This window comes from Serratia sp. KH_031, from assembly GCF_057839655.1.
Genome location: NZ_CM174496.1, coordinates 3633661 through 3654428, shown reverse-complemented (window position 1 = coordinate 3654428; position 20768 = coordinate 3633661). Strand labels below are relative to the sequence as shown.

Annotated in this window: 15 protein-coding genes, 1 tRNA gene and 2 pseudogenes; 10 read left to right on the top strand and 8 right to left on the bottom strand. The window is 45.6% G+C overall.

The window, feature by feature from the left end; translation table 11 throughout:
- Window positions 1-180: 180 nt before the first annotated feature.
- Window positions 181-4053 carry an autotransporter outer membrane beta-barrel domain-containing protein gene (locus AC3ISQ_RS16370; protein ID WP_489348192.1) on the top strand — a complete coding sequence of 1291 codons (3873 nt, stop codon included), beginning with the start codon at window positions 181-183 and terminating at the stop codon, window positions 4051-4053.
- 49 nt (window positions 4054-4102) lie between these two features.
- On the opposite strand, the gene ybcJ is transcribed toward AC3ISQ_RS16370, so the two are convergent.
- Together ybcJ and folD are read right to left on the bottom strand one after the other, a co-directional pair.
- Window positions 4103-4315 carry a ribosome-associated protein YbcJ gene (gene ybcJ, locus AC3ISQ_RS16365; RefSeq protein WP_489348190.1) on the bottom strand — a complete coding sequence of 71 codons (213 nt, stop codon included), beginning with the start codon at window positions 4313-4315 and terminating at the stop codon, window positions 4103-4105.
- A 26-nt stretch (window positions 4316-4341) separates the two neighbouring features.
- On the bottom strand, window positions 4342-5208 hold the full coding sequence (gene folD / locus AC3ISQ_RS16360; protein ID WP_489348188.1) for a bifunctional methylenetetrahydrofolate dehydrogenase/methenyltetrahydrofolate cyclohydrolase FolD: 867 nt from the start codon (window positions 5206-5208) through the stop codon (window positions 4342-4344).
- Between the two features lie 218 nt (window positions 5209-5426).
- On the opposite strand from folD, the gene AC3ISQ_RS16355 reads away from it, so the two are divergent.
- The 3 genes from AC3ISQ_RS16355 (at window position 5427) to AC3ISQ_RS16345 (ending at window position 6148) form a co-directional block, all read left to right on the top strand.
- Window positions 5427-5639, top strand: coding sequence for a hypothetical protein (locus tag AC3ISQ_RS16355; protein WP_489348186.1), 213 nt, complete (start codon window positions 5427-5429; stop codon window positions 5637-5639).
- Entirely contained in the window at window positions 5636-5935 is a 300-nt protein-coding gene (locus AC3ISQ_RS16350; RefSeq protein WP_489348184.1) for a hypothetical protein, read from the top strand. Before AC3ISQ_RS16355 ends, AC3ISQ_RS16350 begins: the two co-directional genes overlap by 4 nt.
- A 136-nt stretch (window positions 5936-6071) precedes the next feature.
- A tRNA-Arg gene (locus AC3ISQ_RS16345) sits at window positions 6072-6148 on the top strand.
- A 15-nt stretch (window positions 6149-6163) separates the two neighbouring features.
- Here the strand turns inward: AC3ISQ_RS16345 and AC3ISQ_RS16340 are convergent.
- A pseudogene (locus AC3ISQ_RS16340) lies at window positions 6164-6484 on the bottom strand (tyrosine-type recombinase/integrase); the annotation flags it as partial.
- A gap of 18 nt (window positions 6485-6502) precedes the next feature.
- Between AC3ISQ_RS16340 and AC3ISQ_RS16335 the strand changes: the two are divergent.
- Window positions 6503-6848: pseudogene (locus AC3ISQ_RS16335) on the top strand (Hcp family type VI secretion system effector); the annotation flags it as partial.
- Window positions 6822-7001: a hypothetical protein gene (locus AC3ISQ_RS16330; protein ID WP_489353452.1), complete on the top strand. Its 180-nt coding sequence runs from the start codon at window positions 6822-6824 to the stop codon at window positions 6999-7001. The pseudogene AC3ISQ_RS16335 and the gene AC3ISQ_RS16330, both read left to right, overlap by 27 nt.
- Window positions 7002-7021: 20 nt before the next feature.
- Here AC3ISQ_RS16330 and yjeJ read toward each other — a convergent pair whose 3' ends face one another.
- The 4 genes from yjeJ to AC3ISQ_RS16310 all read right to left on the bottom strand — a co-directional run bounded on the left by yjeJ (window position 7022) and on the right by AC3ISQ_RS16310 (window position 11721).
- Entirely contained in the window at window positions 7022-7858 is an 837-nt protein-coding gene (gene yjeJ / locus AC3ISQ_RS16325) for a YjeJ family protein (protein WP_489348183.1), read from the bottom strand.
- Window positions 7851-10004 (bottom strand): peptidase domain-containing ABC transporter, encoded by a 2154-nt coding sequence (locus tag AC3ISQ_RS16320; RefSeq protein WP_489348181.1) that lies wholly within the window; start codon window positions 10002-10004, stop codon window positions 7851-7853. Before AC3ISQ_RS16320 ends, yjeJ begins: the two co-directional genes overlap by 8 nt.
- Window positions 9997-11283: an HlyD family secretion protein gene (locus AC3ISQ_RS16315; RefSeq protein ID WP_489348179.1), complete on the bottom strand. Its 1287-nt coding sequence runs from the start codon at window positions 11281-11283 to the stop codon at window positions 9997-9999. The genes AC3ISQ_RS16320 and AC3ISQ_RS16315 overlap by 8 nt, the downstream gene beginning before the upstream one ends.
- A gap of 75 nt (window positions 11284-11358) precedes the next feature.
- A complete protein-coding gene (locus AC3ISQ_RS16310; protein WP_489348177.1) occupies window positions 11359-11721 on the bottom strand; it encodes a hypothetical protein in 363 nt (120 codons plus the stop codon).
- Between the two features lie 764 nt (window positions 11722-12485).
- On the opposite strand from AC3ISQ_RS16310, the gene AC3ISQ_RS16305 reads away from it, so the two are divergent.
- From AC3ISQ_RS16305 to AC3ISQ_RS16295, 3 genes are all read left to right on the top strand, one after another.
- Entirely contained in the window at window positions 12486-13040 is a 555-nt protein-coding gene (locus AC3ISQ_RS16305) for a winged helix-turn-helix domain-containing protein (protein WP_489348175.1), read from the top strand.
- Window positions 13041-13801: 761 nt separating this feature from the next.
- Window positions 13802-14995 (top strand): MFS transporter, encoded by a 1194-nt coding sequence (locus AC3ISQ_RS16300; protein ID WP_489348173.1) that lies wholly within the window; start codon window positions 13802-13804, stop codon window positions 14993-14995.
- 197 nt (window positions 14996-15192) lie between these two features.
- On the top strand, window positions 15193-17397 hold the full coding sequence (locus AC3ISQ_RS16295; protein WP_489348171.1) for an autotransporter outer membrane beta-barrel domain-containing protein: 2205 nt from the start codon (window positions 15193-15195) through the stop codon (window positions 17395-17397).
- A gap of 296 nt (window positions 17398-17693) precedes the next feature.
- Here the strand turns inward: AC3ISQ_RS16295 and pepT are convergent, their stop codons facing one another.
- On the bottom strand, window positions 17694-18923 hold the full coding sequence (gene pepT, locus AC3ISQ_RS16290) for a peptidase T (RefSeq protein ID WP_489348169.1): 1230 nt from the start codon (window positions 18921-18923) through the stop codon (window positions 17694-17696).
- Between the two features lie 117 nt (window positions 18924-19040).
- Here pepT and AC3ISQ_RS16285 point away from each other — a divergent pair, with 117 nt between their 5' ends.
- Window positions 19041-20633 carry an ABC transporter substrate-binding protein gene (locus AC3ISQ_RS16285; protein WP_489348167.1) on the top strand — a complete coding sequence of 531 codons (1593 nt, stop codon included), beginning with the start codon at window positions 19041-19043 and terminating at the stop codon, window positions 20631-20633.
- The last annotated feature ends 135 nt before the right edge of the window (window positions 20634-20768 follow it).

Here is a 20768-nt window from a genome sequence, read left to right as displayed (position 1 = left end):
GTCAGGGATCCTCTGCTATTCTTATTAAATAAAAAATCGAATAAAAACAATTATTTTTAATAGAAGGCCAATACTATGGGGTGTGCTTCAAGGTCTAGTAATTATTATTTTTCAAGACGAAAAAAATGGGCTCTTCGTATAGGGTTATCTTTTTCATATTTATTACTTCATCAACCATTATTGGCAGAGGTCATCTCTTTACCGTTAACATCAACGACCACGATTAATTTAAATGATTACACCCCGGAATATGAGTTTTTACTTTTACCGACAGCAACGTTAACAACAAATACTGGTGATGGTATTGTAGGTGAATCAGGTGATTGGCATTTATTTGTTGATGGTTCAATTAATGCTGCGGATTCCGGTGTTGTATTATCTTCGTTAACGACTAATGGAACCCATATCATCAATAATGGTTCGATTGTGGGTAACAATGGCATCGATCTGTTGCCGGGTGGCGGCGCGGTGATCGTCAATAATGGGGCTATAACCGGTACCGGTGGTGTTGCCATCAATATGCAAGGCGATAATAACACCTTGATCTTAAATGAAGGTTCTAGCCTTTCAGGTAATGTCATTAGCGCAGGATTAAATAATCGTGTGGTGTTACAAGGTGCGGGAGCGACGAGCAGTAGTTTTAATGGGAATAGTTCAGATAGTGGTATTTCAGCGTTAGAGATGAATGGTACTAACTGGTCACTTAGCGGTGACATAAATTTTGCTGGTGCCAACCCCACGGCAATAAATATTAACAAAGGTAGCTTAGCCTTAACGGGTAATGTGGCTATGAATGGTGGCGGAGTTAATATCGGGGCGGGGACGGTATTAACTGTGGGTGATGGTGGCAGTCATGGTTATATTGATGGTGGCGTCATTAATATTCAAGGTGTTCTCAATATTTACCGCTCTGATCTTGGGCTTGATTTTAGCTCTTCAATTACCGGTTCGGGTACGATTAATTTTAAAGGAACCGGAGTTAGCAATCAGTCATCTTATGATGTGAGTAATAATAATACTGCGTTCACCGGTAATATTGTTATCGAAAATGGAGCGAGATTGCAGGCGGTAGGCAAAAACCCACTACCGTTATCCCATATCTTTGTCAAAGACGGCGGTACGTTATGGCTGGGTAATGCGGCCAATTACACCACCCCGGTGGTCATTGAAGGTGAAGGTTGGTCAGAACCGATGGGGCAACTGGGGGCGCTGCGTTTAGACAGTAATGCCCAACTTTCTGGCCCACTCATTTTGGCGGGAGATAGCCGTATTACCGCTGTTTATGCAGGGTATACCGGGACTATTAGTGGCGATATTAGTGAACAAGGCGGCAGCTTCCAATTGGAAAAAACCGGTGATGGATTGATTACCCTCTCCGGGAATAGCAGTTATAGCGGCGGAACGCTGATCAATGACGGCACTCTGGCAGTATCCAATGGCAAAAGCCTAGGAACGGGAACGGTCACCAATGAAGCCACTCTGATCTTGGATATGCAACAACACAGCATGTTCAATAATGTATTTTCTGGCAGCGGGCAGTTAGTCAAACAGGGGAGTTATAGTGCATTGCTGAGTGGTGATAATTCTTCTATGGGGGATATCAACATTACCCAAGGCACTTTGGGTTTAGTTCAAAATGGGGCGTTTACGGTTAATCATGATGTGAACATGGCTGAAGGCGCGGTGTTATTACTGGGTAAAACCGCTAACCTTGAAGTGACAAACCAACTCGAAGTCGATGGCACTTTGGCTATTTTGGCTGGGGAACAAACTGAGCCGATCATTAATGCCAACCATGTCGTATTGGGGGCTAACTCGGTATTTAATCTGGCAGGTTTTTATGCCCAAGAAACAGCTGGGTTGGCTTCATTCGCACAGAAAACACTCCAAGTTATACATACTGCCACTGCGGGAGGCATTAGCGGTGATTTCTCTGCGATTCATATTGGTGGTTCAGCGTCCTCGGTAGATTATATTTCTATCACTAATGGGATTGATTCTCTTCACCAAAATTACAATATCAATGCCAGTTTGAGTTGGTATAACGGCCTGACACAGACACCTGAATTAGCGCATGGGAATTTTACTCTGGTTAATGCCAATGATGCGTTCGAACTGGCAGCGCCCTTATTTGATCAGGTGGCTAACCCACTCACCGGATGGGATGGCAAAACACTTTATAAAGCAGGAGCTGGCACATTAACTCTCGCGGCTCATAACCGTTACAGCGGCCCAACGCAGATTGCAGAAGGGACGTTGCAGATGGGGATTGATGATGCGCTGGCTAGCAGTAGCGAACTACAAGTTGCCAGCGGTGCTCGCCTCGATCTCAATAATTTCTCGCAACGTATCAATAAACTATCTGGTGCGGGCAATATCGCGCTAGGCAATGCGACGTTAACCCTGAAAAACCAGACGTTAGACGATGAGTTCAGCGGCGTGATTAGTGGCAATGGTCAATTGATTAAGCAAGGTGGCGACACACTATTGTTTAACCAAACGCAAACTTACCGCGGGCTGACCGATATTCAACAAGGGACGCTGATCGTGGGTGACCAACAGCATTCTTCCACCACATTAGCGAGTGAGCGGGTCATTATTGCCCCCGGTGCGGTGTTGGGGGGTTATGGCGGTGTGACTGGTCAAGTTGATAACCGAGGAACATTGGCAGTGGCTGATGCATTGCCACTATTTACGGATGGGGCAACGGGTAAATTTACCGTCGGTGGGAATTTGAATAATGCCGGGCGGGTGGTGATGGCTAGCGCATTACCCAACAGCCAACTCGTCGTACAAGGGAATTATACCGGTAGCCATGGCGAGCTGGTTTTGAGCAGCCAGCTAGAAGGCGATCATTCTCTAACTGACAAGCTTGTCATCAAGGGGGATAGCCACGGCAGTAGCCAATTATTGATCAACAATGCAGGTGGTAAAGGGGCTCAGACGGTCGATGGGATTGAAGTTGTCTCGGTAGGCGGGCAATCGGATGGGGTATTTAACCTCTCGGGACGGGTAGTCGCCGGGGCTTATGAGTACTTTTTGTATCAGGGAACGCCGACACAGCAGAACGGTAATTGGTATTTACGTTCGCAGCAGCCACACAGTGATGAACCGATATATCGCCCGGAGGCGGGGAGTTATATGGCAAACATGGCGGCGGCCAGTTCACTGTTTAATTTGCGGCTAGAAGACCGGGAAGGTCAGGCAGAGAACTCCAGTTTATGGTTACGCCAAGTGGGCGGGCATAGCCGTTTTTATGATGGCTCAGGGCAACTGCGTAACACAACCAATCGCTATGTCGTACAAGGCGGTGGCGAGTTGTTCAGCATGGAAAACTCAGCAGATCAACGGCTGGCGTTGGGCGTGATGTTTGGTTATGGCACCGCCGCGACTAATACGGATTCTGGTCGTAGCGATTATGCCGCGAAAGGGCAGGTGGATGGTTATTCCAGCGGACTCTATGCCACTTGGTATCAAGATGCGGTGCGTCAACAAGGCGCTTACCTTGACAGTTGGCTGCAATACAGTTGGTTGAATGCCAGTGTCAAAGGCGATGCGTTGGGTAGTGAGTACTACGACATTAATGGCTGGAGTGCTGCTCTAGAAAGTGGTTATCACTATCTTTGGCTCGAAAGTGAAAATGCTCAGGTGATCGTGACGCCGCAAGCGCAAGTGATATGGAGTGGCTTGCAAGCGGATGATATTACCGAAGCGCAAGGAACACGAGTGCAATCAACCGGTAGCGATAATGTGCAGACACGGCTTGGGCTGAATCTTTCCCGTGTTGGCGCTACCGCGGCGGATAAAGCACAAGGGCGGCTATTCACCGTTTATGGTGAGATGAATTGGCTGTATAACAGCGAATTAGCGGGTGCTGTTTTGAATGATATGGAAGTGCAACAGGCAGGGAGTCGTAATATCGGTGAGCTGTTGCTAGGCACTCAGGGGCAAATGGGCAATGGTCTGAGTGTGTGGAGCCATGTCAGCCAACAATGGGGCGGTGCGGGTTATAGCAATACTTCGCTTACCCTTGGGATTAAATATCAATTTTAGGTGTGAGTAGAAATCCGCAACCGTTTGAACTGGTTGCGGATCAACGATATTAAGGCTTGACGGTGACCTTGCCACCATTAAATTCGACGACTTGCTCGGCGACGATCTTGCAACGCTTGCGCGTTTCTACTTTGCCGTCCACCTTGACCAAACCTTTGGCGATCACTTCTTTGGCGGTTCCGCCACTCTCGCACCAGCCTTGAAACTTCAGCAGATCACAGAGTTCGACGTGGGGATGATTGTCCAGATTAAAAATTTCCATACGGCCTTATTTATTTAGGTAAGTGACTATTTAGGTTGAATGTCGTGGTATTCCTCGCAGGCTTGCAAGGTGTTTTGAATCAGTGTTGCAACGGTCATTGGGCCAACACCACCCGGCACTGGCGTGATATAGGCGGCACGCTCGCTGGCAGCGTCAAAATCAACATCCCCGACCACTTTACCGCTTTCCAGACGATTAATACCGACGTCAATCACGATCGCCCCCGGTTTAATCCAATCACCGGGAATAAAGCCCGGCTTGCCTACCGCAACGATCAACAGATCGGCATTTTCTACGTGATGACGCAGGTTCTTGGTGAAACGGTGGGTGACGGTGGTGGTGCAACCCGCTAACAACAGTTCCATACTCATCGGACGACCGACGATATTGGACGCGCCAACAACCACGGCATTCAGGCCGTAGGTGTCGATGTTGTAACGCTCAAGCAAAGTCACAATGCCACGTGGAGTGCAAGGGCGCAGTTTGGGCGCACGTTGGCACAACCGACCGACGTTGTACGGGTGGAAACCATCAACGTCTTTATCAGGATGGATGCGTTCCAGCACTTTGACGTTATCGATGCCCGCCGGCAGCGGTAATTGCACCAAAATACCGTCGATCTCGGTATCGTTGTTCAGTTGGTCGATCAACGCCAGCAGCTCGGATTCGCTGGTGGTAACGGGCAGATCGTAAGAACGAGAGACAAAACCGACTTCCTCGCAAGCACGGCGCTTGCTGGCGACGTAAATCTGCGAGGCCGGATTCTCACCAACCAGCACTACCGCCAAGCCCGGCGCGCGTTTGCCAGCCGCCAGACGTTGTTTAACCTGCTCAGCCACTTCGTTTCTAACCTGCTGCGCAATCGTTTTACCATCAATAATCTTTGCTGCCATCAGTGAGGAAATCCATCATTAAAGAAAAGCGGGGGATGTGGCTATTTTGGCAGAAGCTGAGCGCGCTGTCAGGCGCTGAATACAGCTAATTCTTGGATTCGAGCCTTCTGCGCTTTTGGATTTATGTTTTTTTTATATCAACAGAATGATCCTCTACGAGTTTTTTATTCGGTGCAGCGTAGCATTGGCTGCATCAACCTACTGGCGGAGTGACGATCATGATGAAAATTACCCAGCTCTATCCGCTGCATCAGTCTATCGACATGATGCAAGAACAGCCGAAACACATTGGTGAAACGGTGTTTGATTCATCATTGCATCCGGCGGAAGTGACGTTGTTAATTGAGCTACATCAGCGAAGTAAAACACAGAATCAACCGCTTTCATGGAAAATGCGTATCGCGGCTTGGTGCAGAGGGCGTGGAAAATGATTAAGTGGCCATTGCTCGCTGTCTCGCTGATTTTCATTCCATCTTGTTATGCTTCATTGGATTCTCAGTCCAATGCCGAAAGAATCCCAACTCTGCTAGCGACTTGTCATGTACTGAACGGTCAAAGTATCGATTGGGGGGATATTGGGGCGGTGGTTCAGTCCACTCGTCTATGTCAACAACGTCAAAAACCACCGCAGCAAACCGAACATCCTTCTTCTCAAATGGGTTATGGCACGGCATTGGCCGATGCTGGGTTATGGCAAGAAATTAGCGTTGGTAGATCATTGCCTTAGGATATTCCCAGCATTCCACATGGATGAAAAACCAGCATAAAACACGCGGGTTGGTGGAACACTATGAAAAGGCATTGACTCGACAACCTCTGACCGTATAATCCAACTCCGCAGCCTCGGTTGCCGCATCCCCAATGCGCCCTTAGCTCAGTTGGATAGAGCAACGGCCTTCTAAGCCGTAGGTCACAGGTTCGAGCCCTGTAGGGCGTACCATTAAGAATCAACTACTTAAGCAATCCTTAATCCTGCCTGATTATCTCCCTGTGTCGTATTTGTGTCGTCAGGTGCCAAGAGTGCGTCGATTTTACGTGCGTGTTCAGTCAGATGGTTCGGTGCTAAGTGTGCATATCGTTGAACCATTTCGATACTTTCCCAAGCCCCTATTTCTTGTAGAATTGATAGCGGAACGCCAGCCTGAACCAGCCAGCTTGCCCATGTGTGGCGTAAATCGTGAAAGCGGAAGTTTTCTATCCCAGCGCGGCGGAGTGACAGCTCCCACGCAGTATTAGAATCTACTCTCATCTTTCTCACTGCTGGGGTTGTTGTTCCAGGCAAGGAGCTTTATAAATGGCTGTACCAGTACATTTATTTTTGACCGATGACGGTGGTGCGGTTCTTCCGATGTGCAAGAACGTGAAGGGAGCATCAAGCTACGAGGATTGCACCATAGCTTAACTATCCCTACTGATCCAATGACAGGGTAAGTCACTGGTACTCGTCAGCATTCACCTTTCCAGTTCACCAAAGAGCTTGATAGTTCCAGTCCGTATCTTTTCAAAGCTGCGGCTACTGGTCAGACGCTCAACTCTGCTGAGTTCAGGTTCTACCATATCAACGACACAGGGCAGGGGGGGAGTATTACCGGATCACTCTGGAGAACGTTAAAGTGATTTCTGTCAGCCCTGTTATGCACGCCGCGCCATCTTTGCGTGCGATATGCCGTACTTTCCCTAACCAGCAGGAAGTGACAGTAAAAGGATTACATTTTTTGCAGGAAGATAGCCCAACCGAGATCAGTCAAGCTATTATCGACTGGTTTGCCCGGATCAGCGACCGCAATCGTTGATCATCATGCATGACCTATTTTTACTTTTCTTCTGTGTCAAACTTGAGGTTTTTAAATGAATAAAGACACTCTTTTATCGTTAGTATGGTTCCTGCTGGTGCAGGAATAATATCACTATGAATTATGTAGGGTAGCTCTTTATATGCGCACAGCCTGTTACTAAATTGTACAATGCACTTGGCGATATGTTCTATCTCAGGAGATTTAGGTGGTAAACTGGTCTTTATAATGGCACCAAAGTAGGCGTTTTTATTGTTTTCTTTTTTATATTCGTAGGTTAGTTTTATATACGAGGTAAATAATTTCTGTTTCCAAGGTTCTTGAGGGTATTGGTCATATTGAAGGTGCCCATTATCTTTGAACTCAACATCATATAAGGGAAGGTAATCTAAAGTCGATGTCAAAAAGGTGATGAGGTCAGTGGAGTTCACGTTGTTTAGTGTTTTCACTATTAGCTGTAAGATGAATTTAACTTGGGTGTTTTGGAACAACAAGCTATTAATCTGTTCGCTTTGCATAATAAAATGGACGGTGTAGCTATCAATATTCGGTTCCATCATGATGGAACCTACCCGCCGTAAGGGCTCTGGTCGTTGTAGTTCTGTTTCATGGATTAACGGAGCATTATTTATCAATTGATTGCTTTCTTGCTCAATGGCTGTATTTTCATTCAGTTCCTGCTGAAGACAGATTTTCAGACGACTGGCCAAAGTGAGTAGAAGATCTTTGAGTACTGGGACCTGAAGATAAAAACACATCTCTTGGTTTTCAGCATTTTTAACTTTCAAACACAATGCAAAGAATTTATCCTCATGAAGGATGAGTGCGCTATTGATGCCTTTTATAGTGTTAATCATTATTGCTTCCTTGATAGTTAACTTCTCTCATATTTTTTTCACAATACTGCGAGAGATCAATAATGCGATCTGCTGAGGCTATAGTAGATGGACGGTGTGCAACAATAATACGAGTGATGTTGAGTGTTGAAATAGACTGGTTAATATAGGACTCATTTGCCAAATCCAAGTGACTGGTTGCCTCGTCCATAAATAAAATGCTGGGTTGGCGGTACAATGCACGGGCGATTAAAATACGCTGCTTTTGACCACCAGAAATGCCCAGCCCTAACTCACCCACAACGGATTCATAACCCATTGGCATCATCATGATTTCTTCATGGATATTGCAGTGTCTGGCACATTCAATCATTCTTTCTTCGTCCGCGTTCTCTTCAAAGCAACAGATATTATCGGCAATTGAACCTGAAAATAGACGATCTTCCTGTAATACGCAGGCAGTATTGAGCCGGTAGTTATTCAGGCCAATTTTAGTTATATCCAATCCATCGACAATGACATCACCTTTTGTGGTGTGCAGCAAACCACACATGATCTTTAATAAAGTCGTCTTCCCGACACCTGATGGGCCTACGATTGCTACTGATTCCCCTGGAAGGATCCTGAGGTTCAGGCCTGAGAAAATAGGGCGAGAAAAAGAATCATACTGGTATTCTAGTCCTCTTAATTCTAGTGAGACTCCTTTATTGGCTTCAAAAATACGCCGAATCGGTTGATCAACTTCCGGTTCAGAGAACACAATTTCTGACAAACGTTCATTATGAAGGGATAACATGCGTAATTGCATCGCGAGATCGATAAGACTTGATGCTCGTTGGGAAAATTGCCCACGATAAGCATTGAATGCCATAAACATCCCGAGCGTCATAGTGTTATCGATAACCATCATGGCACCTAACCAAAGAATGATGACTTGATCCATACTGGTAATAAACGCGTTAACGCCGCCATACAGCATATCGAAGCGAGTTTGTTTAATGCCCGCGTTACAAGCGTCAATATTGGTATTCAACCAATGCTGAGAGCGTCGTTCTTTCAAATTTAACGCCTTGATGGTCGAGATGCCGTACAGTGATTCCATAAAATGCGAACCAGAACGAGCCCCTTTGATGACTTGTTCCTCTGCGACACGACGATAGAAACGGTAAGTTGCTAGGCGCATTAAGGCGTAGCAAAGTGTAAATGCCACCACCACCCATACCAACCAACCCCCATATAACGTCATCATGATCAGTAAACCTACGGTCATAATGCTGTCGATCAATCCGGTGACAATACTGTTAGTAAAAGTAGAACGGATGGTATCTAGTGAGGAAAAACGTGACTGAATATCCCCCAAATGACGTTTCTCAAAAAATGACAGGGGTAGACTGAGTAAATGATCAAATAGTGTTGTTTTCCATTGAATATTGGTTAGCGTATTAAGCGTTAAAGAGGTCCAGGCACGTAGCATGCTGACAAACGTACGGAACAAGGTAAACATGACCAACCCAATGCAGATAACGGCCAGCAGGCTGTGATCATGAGCAATAATCACATGGTCTGTCACGAGTTGTGTGCCAACAGGCATTAACAGGTTGATACTCTCAATGACGACGGATAGCGCGAAAATCTTCAGTAAGGCCGCTTTTAATCCAACGATGTTTTTCATTAGATCCATCAGCCGTAAGCGGCTTTTGGCGGTTTCCTGCTGGAAATGACTATCTGCCCATAATTCGAGTGCTACACCAGTAAAATGGTTCGACATCTCCTGAATGCCGATAATTCGTTTGCCCATCGCCGGGTCATGAACGACAAAACTAGATTTACGAATTTTCACCAGCACAACATAGTGATTCATACCCCAGTGCAGTATGCAGGGCAGCTTAAGCTGATTGAGTTCATTTAGGTCGAGTGACAGGGCTCGGCTCTTTAAATTGGCCTGTTCAGCGATTTTCGTCAGTGAAAGTAGTGTTGCTCCCTGTGTACTTGAGCCAAAACGCTGACGGAAATTGAATAGATCAATATTCAGTCCATAATAACCACAAATCATTGCCAGACAGGCAATACCACATTCGGTAGCTTCAGATTGTATGATAACCGGAATTTTCTTCTTTAAAGAGAAGTTGAGGTTGTCAGTAATGGTTTTAAACAATGCATTATTCATTAATCGGCCCATTTACGCTCTGTGTAATGTTATAGAAGGGGGTGAACATCCACATATAAAGCGGCCGTTCCTCAAGGAAAACAATAGCCTGAGCTTTAAGACCATTAGAGAGTGATAAATTTTTCCCATTGTAGGTAAAGGTTTTTTGTTTTATTGCCACAATGGTTTTATATAAAGCAGATTCTGGTTGGTTCATATTGCTATTGACATTATTGTATTCTGCCATTTCTTGTCGGGTAGCCGGAACGGAAGATATCGAAGAAATGACACCGGGGAATTGGCCAAATTTACTTGCAGGAAAGGCGTCGTAACGAATATTGATCGGATCTCCTGGGCTGACATAAGGCAGGCTATTATTGGGTAGCCACAGCACTAGATAATACTTTACATCTCCGATGGGTTTTATCTGTGCAAGACTGCTTCCTTTGTCTACCATTTGGCCAGATGTCACCGTGAGAGACTCAACGCTTCCCCCCGTTGTTGCCTTAATCACCAAATTTCCGCTGGCGTTAGACTCGATAAGCTGATTTTTAAAATCGTTGATCTGATTTTTATTACTGGATATTTGATTGTCGAAATCAGCAGACTTTACCACTCTGTCACTTCTCAGCTGAGTGAGCTGAGATTCTAGCTGCATTTTCTGGCTGGCAAGAGATTGATAACTGCTTTGTTGTTGAAAGAAAAGAGAGTGTTGATAATTATATTGCTCTTTATTAATCAACCCTCTGCGCAGATAGCTATCATAGTTTGCCAGTGACTCACGCATTTTTCTTAACCCCTTCAAAGAGGTTTCCTGCATTTGTGCTGTTTCTTTAAGGGAAGTAGTGAGATTTTCTTGTTGTATATTTAATGCTTCCAGTGTCTCTTGTTTGTTATGCATGAGATTATCAATGATTTCATTGGCATTAGAAATTTTCTCATTAATCGTCGTTGCGGTGGTATCACTGACATTGCCATTGCTGGTACTACGTGAAATATCCAACTCATATAAAATATCGCCTTTCTTAACATGATCACCTACATTCACCCATTTTTTTATCACGAATCCTTGCTGAGGGGCAAAAACATTAATTGAATGAGGCAGGGTAATGACTTCACCACGCACATCAATACGTTGTGTATAGTGACAGAAGATCAGAACAAGAAGGAATATTGCTATAAATATAAAAGCAAGTGAAGTAATAAGCCATGCGGGTAACCCCGCAAGTAGCAATGCCTTACCTTTCCAATGGTATTTCTTATAATCAATCGCTTCCTTACGATAAAGCTTACGGCTCATAATTATCACATTATTAATTTAATAGGGAAAAGGTCTGGCATACCAGACCTTTGTTTTATTTATTAGTAGAGATGCTTACCAAAGAACCAAATCGCCAGAGATCATGCCATCTGCAAAGCCGACGGAAACATTATAAGTTGTGTCCCAACCAACCAAACCACCTGCTACACCACCAATGACAACCCCAGCTGCCAAACCATATAACATGCCAACACCCTGCCCAATAGAACCAACACCAAGCAAGCCACCACCGTCACCACCGTGAGCACCACCAATAATAGAACCAACAGCGCCTCCGGCAGCAGCACCTAATGCAATAGAAGCTCCAGCTTCAAACGTGTTACTGACAACACTCGTAACAGCACTTGTGATGGAAGAAAAGTTCCAGCTATAGGCACCTGAAACATCATTCATTTCGATAACAGATAATTCTTTCATTGATAAAACTCCATAGTTGTAGAGAAATTCCCTTTTTAATAGGGAGGATAAAGGCCACACATATGTATAGCCATGGTAAAACAGCTATTCATTAAAAATAACTGTTTTAATCATCTGGTATTATTCGATAGCAAACGTCATTGCGCGTTGGTTATTCCTTTGGCTATATCACTGTTATTTATTTTATGATTTTTAATATATTTTAATGTAATGTTTTTCTGCTGCTGTATGATATTTTACTGCATTGTTAAATGATTAGTGGCGCTTTGGCTTATTCATCATTAAGTATTTCAGCGACCACTCCAATAGAGAGTGGTATCGGTTTTTCTGACTGCACCATCAGCAATAAATATTGAAGGTGGACAAAGATAATATTAATGAATATTTTTGTTCATAGACGAAGTTATTTTTCAGATTCCATAATAATATTTTTAAAAAAAAGATGATCTAGATCAATAGTAGATCTAGATCATCAATAATATATAGACGTTGCCACTTTTTTTGTCAGGGAAGAATACTGACTGACAGCTAAATCTAAAAGTGAATTGTTTCTCATGCAGAAGTATTCATGTTTGAGAGGCTCATATGAATGTTGGTTATGCATGAAACATATATGTGCTGTATGTGAATTATGTTGTTTTTTTCTTACATCTAATATCACTATATGGTTAAATGGCATTTCCAGACGGTTATGATCTGACATCGTACTAGTTGATATAATGGTAGTGAATATGATGTGAATTTTAGGAAAGGATGCATTGTGAATGACTAAACCAGTGGGTATGTATTATATTATAAATAGAGAGGTTCTATACTTTCCGCAAGAAAGTAAGCTGGCATATATCGGTGAGGGAGATCAAAAAGTCAATCTTAACCTCCCAGCCAGTCGATGTTTGAAGTTCTTACTTGAGAACAGAAATCGAGTTATTTCAAGGGATGACTTTCTGGAGACGGTTTGGAGGTCTAATGGCTCATGTGTGGCTGAAAATACCTTCTACCAGAATATATCTATACTGAGAAAATCACTAAAGTTAGTCGGATTGACCGACGATATTATTGTTACTATCAGGCGTAAAGGCTTTTCCTTGGCTGATGATGTAATCGTTGAGTGCATAGACGGAGATGTGAGCGAGTCAGAGAATATGAATGTAGCCCAGGTTCATGTATTAAGTAAACAGGAAGAAAGCAATTCAAAAAAAAACAAATGCATGGGATTAGATGCTAACGTCGCAGGGTATAAATATTGGTTTCTATTAACAGCTCTTTTTCTTTTATTGATTATAGAGTCAATTTCTTTAGGAATATCATTTTTTTCTTGAATCCCCTTGCTTCATAAAGTGTATGTTCTTATGTGTTGTGATTTGGCTATGTTTGAAACTGTGTTTCTATTGGCTGCACTTCGTGGTTAATATATATTATTAGAGGTTTCTGTAAATGGCATTCAAATCGGTTATAGGTTTGGGGAAGGTTCGCGGAATTATCTTGTGATTATATTTGAATAACATATAATAACTCCATGTTATATTATTAATTATCTGGTGATAAGGAAAGGAACAGTTTCTTTCCTTATCACTTGTAGTATGTTATTCATACTTGAAGCTATCTCTGTGTTGATGAGCCTTTACTGTAGGATAAATGATCAGCGGTGAGTGGAAGTTTTTAGTAGGAAGCCCAAATTGGGACAGCTGATAAAAGCAGTCCAGATTTTCGACAACTAATAAAGCATCGAACGCCGCTAAGTTGATATCCTACCAATCGCTATCGACCACTTGGACTTGTATTTCCTGATCGCTTAGCGTGGCATTTTCAAGCCGACTTTTATCCTTTTGTGCTAGGGGATGATACTCGGTAATAACCTGAAACAACCACATCTCGCTGTTCCATGCGCGGTATTGCATGCAACATCTCCGCAAGAGTCTGCCGATCGGCAAATCTATCGAGCGCGATCGATGCCTGAGTGACACAGTTTTCATCTCTATGTAATTGAGAATTATTTTCTTTTGGAGCTTACCAAACGCTCTCAGGATTGATTTAATAGCCCATTGATTACAATCATGCTCGTCAGTGTTGGAGTTGGCTCATGTTTTCACGGTTTTCTACATTAGCTCGTATCCCTAAAGGTGTTTGGGTGTTGGGTGGTGTCAGTATGTTGATGGATGTGTCTTCAGAAATGATCCATAGCTTGCTGCCGTTGTTCATGGCCACCACATTGGGAGTGAGTGTCATCATCATTGGTTTAATAGAAGGCCTCGCTGAAGCGACGGCATTAATCATCAAGGTCTTCTCCGGTGTACTCAGTGATTATTTAGGGAAGCGAAAGGGGTTAGCCCTGTTGGGATACGGGCTGGGTGCGTTGAGTAAACCTTTGTTTGCGATGGCGTCCAGCTCAGGTTGGGTCTTTGGCGCCCGCATGATTGACCGCGTGGGCAAAGGGATTCGTGGAGCACCTCGTGACGCTCTGGTGGCTGATGTCACCCCACCTGAGATCCGCGGTGCTGCTTATGGGTTACGCCAGTCACTGGATACCGTCGGTGCATTTTTGGGGCCATTGCTGGCTGTCGGTCTGATGCTGTTATGGCACGATGATTTTCGGGCGATTTTCTGGGTCGCGGTGATCCCAGGGGTATTGGCCATTATTTTACTGTTCTTTGGGCTTAAAGAACCGAGATCCCCTGTTGAACATAAACGCAGTAATCCAATTAAAAAGGAAAATCTGGTCAGGTTAGGGCGAACTTATTGGTGGGTTGTCGGGTTGGGGGCCATTTTCACTCTCGCCCGTTTCAGTGAGGCTTTTCTCGTACTGCGAGCACAACAAATGGATATCCCCCTGGCCTTGATCCCATTGGTCATGGTCGCAATGAACCTGCTGTATGCGGCATCGGCGTATCCTTTTGGGAAACTCTCCGACCGCATGAGTCACCGCGGTATGTTGCAGGCCGGTCTGGTGGTGCTGATTCTGGCGGATATCGTACTTGCCCTCAGCACCCATTGGGTGGGATTGTTGTTCGGTGTGGCACTGTGGGGTATCCACATGGGGATGACGCAAGGCCTGCTAGCCGCCATGATCGCGAATACCTCACCAGCAGATTTACGCGGCACGGCATTTGGGGTATTTAACCTGATGAGTGGAGTGGCACTGCTGATGGCTAGCGTGGGGGCCGGTATTTTGTGGGAAACATGGGGTGCGGCTTCCACGTTTTATGCTGGTGCGATCATTTGTGTGATTACGCTACTGGGAATGCGATTGGCTCCGGCGTCTTATCAAAAAACGTGAACTCATACAGCCGTTAGAATCGAAAGCTTAGTTAACGCGTTATTTATCGGCCGCTTTTAGCAAAAAACGGCCTGTATTTCCTATCTTTTTGTTTTCACTTTTTTATTTCTATTTACTTAGATATTAAATTTTAGTCATTTTGATTTCCCCCGATAGTAACCCTAGGTATTGCACTATTTTTACTTCACGGGGAATTAATGAAAACAACGTACAATTATAGCCTTATCAGACAGGCTGTTCTGATCGCTTTACTCGGATGGGGGAGCGCGGCTAATGCAGTCACCATTATTGAAAAAGACACACTTATTGATGGTAATTCTCCGGTTGATGAGGAGTATAGCGTTGAAAATAAATCGACGCTCACCGCAAATGGAGCCACAACCGGAAGTATTGATGTCGCGAGTGGCAGCCATCTTGCTATGAATGATGGTACAAAAGTGAATGGTAATTTAACCGTGTGGGAAGGTGGTACCGCTAATATTGATAGTACCACTATTACCGGGAGTGCATTCATAGACGGTAAAGCTGACATTACGAATACAGTGATTGAACAGCAACTCATCCTATTTGGTGGTGGTGTTGATTCGCCCACACTCTCAGCATCAAATATCAGTGTTCGTCAATTTTATGCGTCTAACGGCGGATTTATTATCAATCGGGGGAGTTTCGATGATAGAGGAGACTCCCATTCCGTCGGTGCCGTATATCTCAGTAGTTCAAGCGGAGCATTCAGCGATAGCATAGTGACTGGAGGAAATGCCGGTTTTTATTTAGAAAGTTTTGGCAATGACCGATATTCTCTCCAACTGCTGAGCTCTCGCGTCTGGTCAATCGATGGACCGGCTTTTGACGTCGCCCACGGAAACTATGATATTTCTCTTGGCAACGGCAGCCATGCGGGTTCGCAGAGTGGTGAACTGTTAGTCGCGGATGCGCGTTCAAATGTTTCTCTGTCTCTGAATGGCAGCAGCGCAGCAGGTAATGTGCGCGCTGAAGAGGGGGGAATTGTTGATGTTTCTCTCACTAACGGCAGTGTACTCAGTGGTGGGATGACCAACGTTCGGACGTTGAGCCTAGGCAATGCCTCTATTTATGAAATGACCGCTGATTCCGACATTAAAACCATGACGATGGAAGGCGGGGCGGTGAAGTTTGCTCCGCCATCGGAGGATGGCCACCGCACACTGACTCTTGGTTCGCTCCTCGGTAATGGTCACTTTTATATGAACGTTGATATCAACAATTGGCGTGCCGATTTGCTTGATATTACCGACAGTGCAACTGGGCAACACGTATTGCATATCGCAGCGACGGGGCTGGATGCTTCAAGCAGTGATGCATTAAATCTGGTTCGTGCTGGTGGTGGGGATGCAAAGTTTGCGCTGGATGGCGGTTTGTTGGACATCGGTGCCTGGCAGCATGAATTAATCCAAAACGGTGACAACTGGGAGCTGGTGCAAACCGGTGGCAACGGGTCGTCTTCTGGTCGCACGACATCGGCTTCGACCGACGCTCTGCTCAGCATGGCCTCAGCACCGATATTTATGCATGAAGGTGAGTTGACCAGTCTGCAATCCCGCGTGGTAGATATCCAGCAGAACCACAAATCTGGAGCCTGGGGCACTTATTTGAATAACCGCAATGATGTAGACGGTGCGTGGCAATCCGCCTATCGTCTGGAACAGAACGGTTTTATGCTCGGCGGGGACAAAGTCTCGTCGCTTAGCGTGGGTGAACTCGCCACTGGTGCTTTTCTCAGCCATTCCAACGGCAAAGTGAAACATGCTCGTGGCGGTGATAGCCGCATCACCAGTTATGGTGGTGGGATATACGCCACTTTATATTCAGGTGACGGCTGGTATGCCAATGGCACCCTGCAGTTGAACCACTTTGATAGCAAACTCTCCGCGAAGATGAGTGACGGTGTGAGTGCTAGTGGCAACTGGGAGACTTGGGGCTATGGCTTGTCGCTGGAAGGTGGGCGTCAGCTCTCGTTGTCTGAGATGCTTAGCCTGACACCTTATCTGGGGGTGAACGCATGGCAGAACCAGTCTGATTCAGTCACCCTGAGCAACGGTATGACCGCGGAGACTGGCGCAGGTCGTTCACTGCGTGGAGAGGCTGGCCTGCGGATCGCGGCGAGTCTGCAAGCTGGCAAAATGGTAGTGACACCTTTCGCAACGACGGCACTTCTCCAAGAACTGGTGAAAAGTGAAAGTACCAAGATTAACGATGCCCATGAATTTACCAATGATTTCACCGGCACTGGCGGGAGAATCACGGGTGGCGTTAGCGTGGCCGTTACGCCATCGACTCAGGTTTGGCTCGAAGCCAGTTATGGTAAGAGTGAATATACTGAATCACCTCTCACGGGGAATTTAGGGTTGCGCGTTAATTTCTGACACATGACCTAAGAAACCGCCCGTAAAGGGGATATTTATCAGCCAAAGACCGGGATCTACCATGAGCCCGGTCTTTGTTGTTTCTGCCGTTTGAACATGCGTCTTTCGATATGGCATTTGTGTCGAATTCTATTCGATATTGCCTGTTAGGCTATGCTTTACCGGTTTCCAGAGCCAAATACACCTGACTGAATCCCACTGAATCGTACATTGAGCCCGCCTCTTGAGAATAATCACCTCTGTTCAGGTGGCTAGATTTAGTATTCCACTACAAGCTTGAGGATTTGAATCTTGCCCTACTTAGCCGCCAATAAACAAAGCGTTAAAGCCACATTATAAGATGCCTCGAACGACTTAATGGGTAAAAACTCAAACTGTGAATGGAAGTTGTGCGCACCGGTAAAGAAATTTGGCGTTAATAATCCTTTGGCAGACAGCGCTGCGCCGTCTGTCCCACCGCGCATCGGAATGACTTTGGGCTCAATGTTTAACTCGGCCAATGCGGCAAAAATCAAATCAATTGCCCGGCGGTCATCGGTAATGGCGTTGCTGATATTGCTGTAGGTGTCACTGATGTGATACTCCACACGAGCCGTCGGATACTGTTTGGCAACCTTATCTGCGATTTCACCAATCTGTTTTTTGCGCTGCTCAAATTTCGCTAAATCGAAATCACGGATAGCGGCCTTCAGCAGTGCTTCGCTTTGTGATGCCTGTATGCTGTTAAACCAGATATAACCTTCACGTTCTTCAGTATGTTCAGGGGTTTGCTGGCGATCAAAGTGACTGATGTAATCCATCGCCATCAACAGTGGGTTCACGAGTACGCCTTTGGAGGACATTGGGTGGCTGGTTACCCCGGTAAAGCGCAGCTCGGCGCTGGCGGCATTAAAGTTTTCATACACCACTTCGCCCAATTCGCAGCAGTCGATGGTCCAGGCAAAATCGACATCGAAACGCGTTAGATCCAGAGCTTTTGCACCACGCAAACCAATCTCTTCGTCTGGTACAAATGCCACCACGATATCCCCGTGTTTGTGCTCAGCAGTGAGGTTTTCTAGCAACGTCATCACCACCGTTATTGCCGCTTTGTTATCCGCACCTAACACGCTGGTACCGTCGCTAAAAATAATCTCCTCCCCCGGATAAGCGTTGATTTCTGGATGTTCAGCGGTGCGAAACCAGATGTTTTTCTCTGTATTCAGGCAAAGATCTTCACCGGAAAAACGCAAAATTTGTGGATGGATATCCGGCGATAGACCGACATCAACGGTATCAATATGTGTGATAAAACCGACTCGTGGCGCACCAGAAACATTGCCTTTTTTCACCGCGGTGACTGTCGCATGCTCGTCAATGATCACATTGCTCAAACCGAGTTGGCGTAATTCCTCGGCCAGCATTTTTGCCATCTCATGTTGGCCGAGGGTACTTGGCAGAGTGTTAACTTCAGGGGCGCTCTGGCTAGTCACTGCTAGGTAGCGGAAGAAACGTTGGGTTAACTGCGTGGCGAGCGGCGCGGGCATAGTATTTCCTTATTGTTCGATGTTGTTTGCTGACAATGTAAACATAATGTTATTTATTAAGGTGATTAGTACAAGTTTTATTCGTTCAGGGGCAGGATAACCAATAGGAAGGTAGCGATGAAAATAAAAATGACTGCGTTTACGTTGGCCATAGCCACACTTTCAATCAGCTCTGGCGCAGCGGCAAGCACGCTGGTTTATTGCTCGGAAGGCTCACCAGAAAACTTTAACCCGCAACTGTATACCTCCGGTACCAGCGTGGATGCCAGCGCAGTGCCCATCTATAATCGCTTGGTGGATTTTAAAGTCGGTACCACCGAGTTGCAGCCTAGCTTGGCGGAGAGTTGGGACGTCAGTGCAGACGGTAAGGTATATACATTTCATCTTCGCAAAGAGGTGAAATTCCAGAGCAACAAATATTTCAAACCAACGCGTAGTTTTAATGCCGATGATGTGATCTTCTCGTTTATGCGCCAGAAAGATCCAAAACATCCTTTTCACAATGTCTCCAATGGTAATTACTCCAACTTTGAAAGTCTTGAATTTGGCAAGTTGATCACCGCTATCGACAAGATTGATGACCATACAGTGCGTTTCACGCTGGCTCATCCTGAAGCGCCATTCATCGCTGATTTGGGCTGGTATTTTGCCTCAATTCTCAGTGCAGAATATGCTGATGCGATGTTGAAATCGGGCACGCCTGAGCGGGTGGATATGAATCCAATAGGTACCGGGCCGTTCGAACTGAAGCAGTATCAGAAAGATTCCCGCATCCTGTTTACCGCCTTCCCAGATTACTGGCAGGGTAGAGCGAAACTTGACCGTCTGGTTTTCTCCATCACACCGGACGCGTCGGTACGTTATGCCAAATTAGAGAAAAATGAATGTCAGGTGATGCCGTTTCCTAACCCGGCAGATCTACCGAGTATGAGGGAAAACAAAGAGATAAACTTGATGCAAAAGGCAGGATTAAACACCGGTTTCTTGGCGTTTAATACTCAGAAAGCGCCGTTGGATAATGTGAAAGTCCGCCAGGCGCTGGCTCTTGCTATCAATAAACCGGCGATAATCGCTGCGGTATTTCACGGCACTGGTACGGTAGCGAAGAACTTGTTACCGCCGGGTGTGTGGAGTGCGGATTCTCAACTGAAAGACTACGATTACGATCCAGAAAAAGCCAAAACGTTGCTGAAAGAAGCAGGTTTCGCAAACGGCATGACTATCGATCTGTGGGCGATGCCGGTTCAGCGCCCATATAACCCTAATGCTAAGCGTATGGCGGAGATGATCCAGGCTGACTGGGCGAAAGTAGGTGTCATGACGAAAGTTGTCACTTATGAATGGGGGGAATACCTGACGCGTGTGAAACGTGGTGAACATCAGGCTGCGTTAATGGGGTGGACCACAGCAACGGGTGATCCAGACAATTTCTTTGGCCCACTGTTTACCTGTACGGCAGCGAACGGCGGCTCTAACTCATCGAAGTGGTGTTATCCGCCGTTTGATAAGTTGATTTTGGAAGCGCGTGCAGAGGGGGATCGCGACAAACGGGTGACCCTATACAAGGAAGCCCAGCAGATTATGCATGACCAGATGCCTGCGGTGATGATTGCCCACTCAACGATTTTCGAGCCAGTACGTAAAGAAGTCACCGGGTATGAAATCGATCCGTTTGGGAAGCATATTTTTTATCAGGTAGAGGTGAAGTAACGTTCTTTTGGTCTGAAATCAAACCGGGCAAGGCATAGCGCGACTTACCCGGTGATTTCTGACTACCCCTGTGTGTAGAAGCTGTCCAACAAGCGCTCCATTAAGCCGGAGAAACGATATACCACCAATAAAATC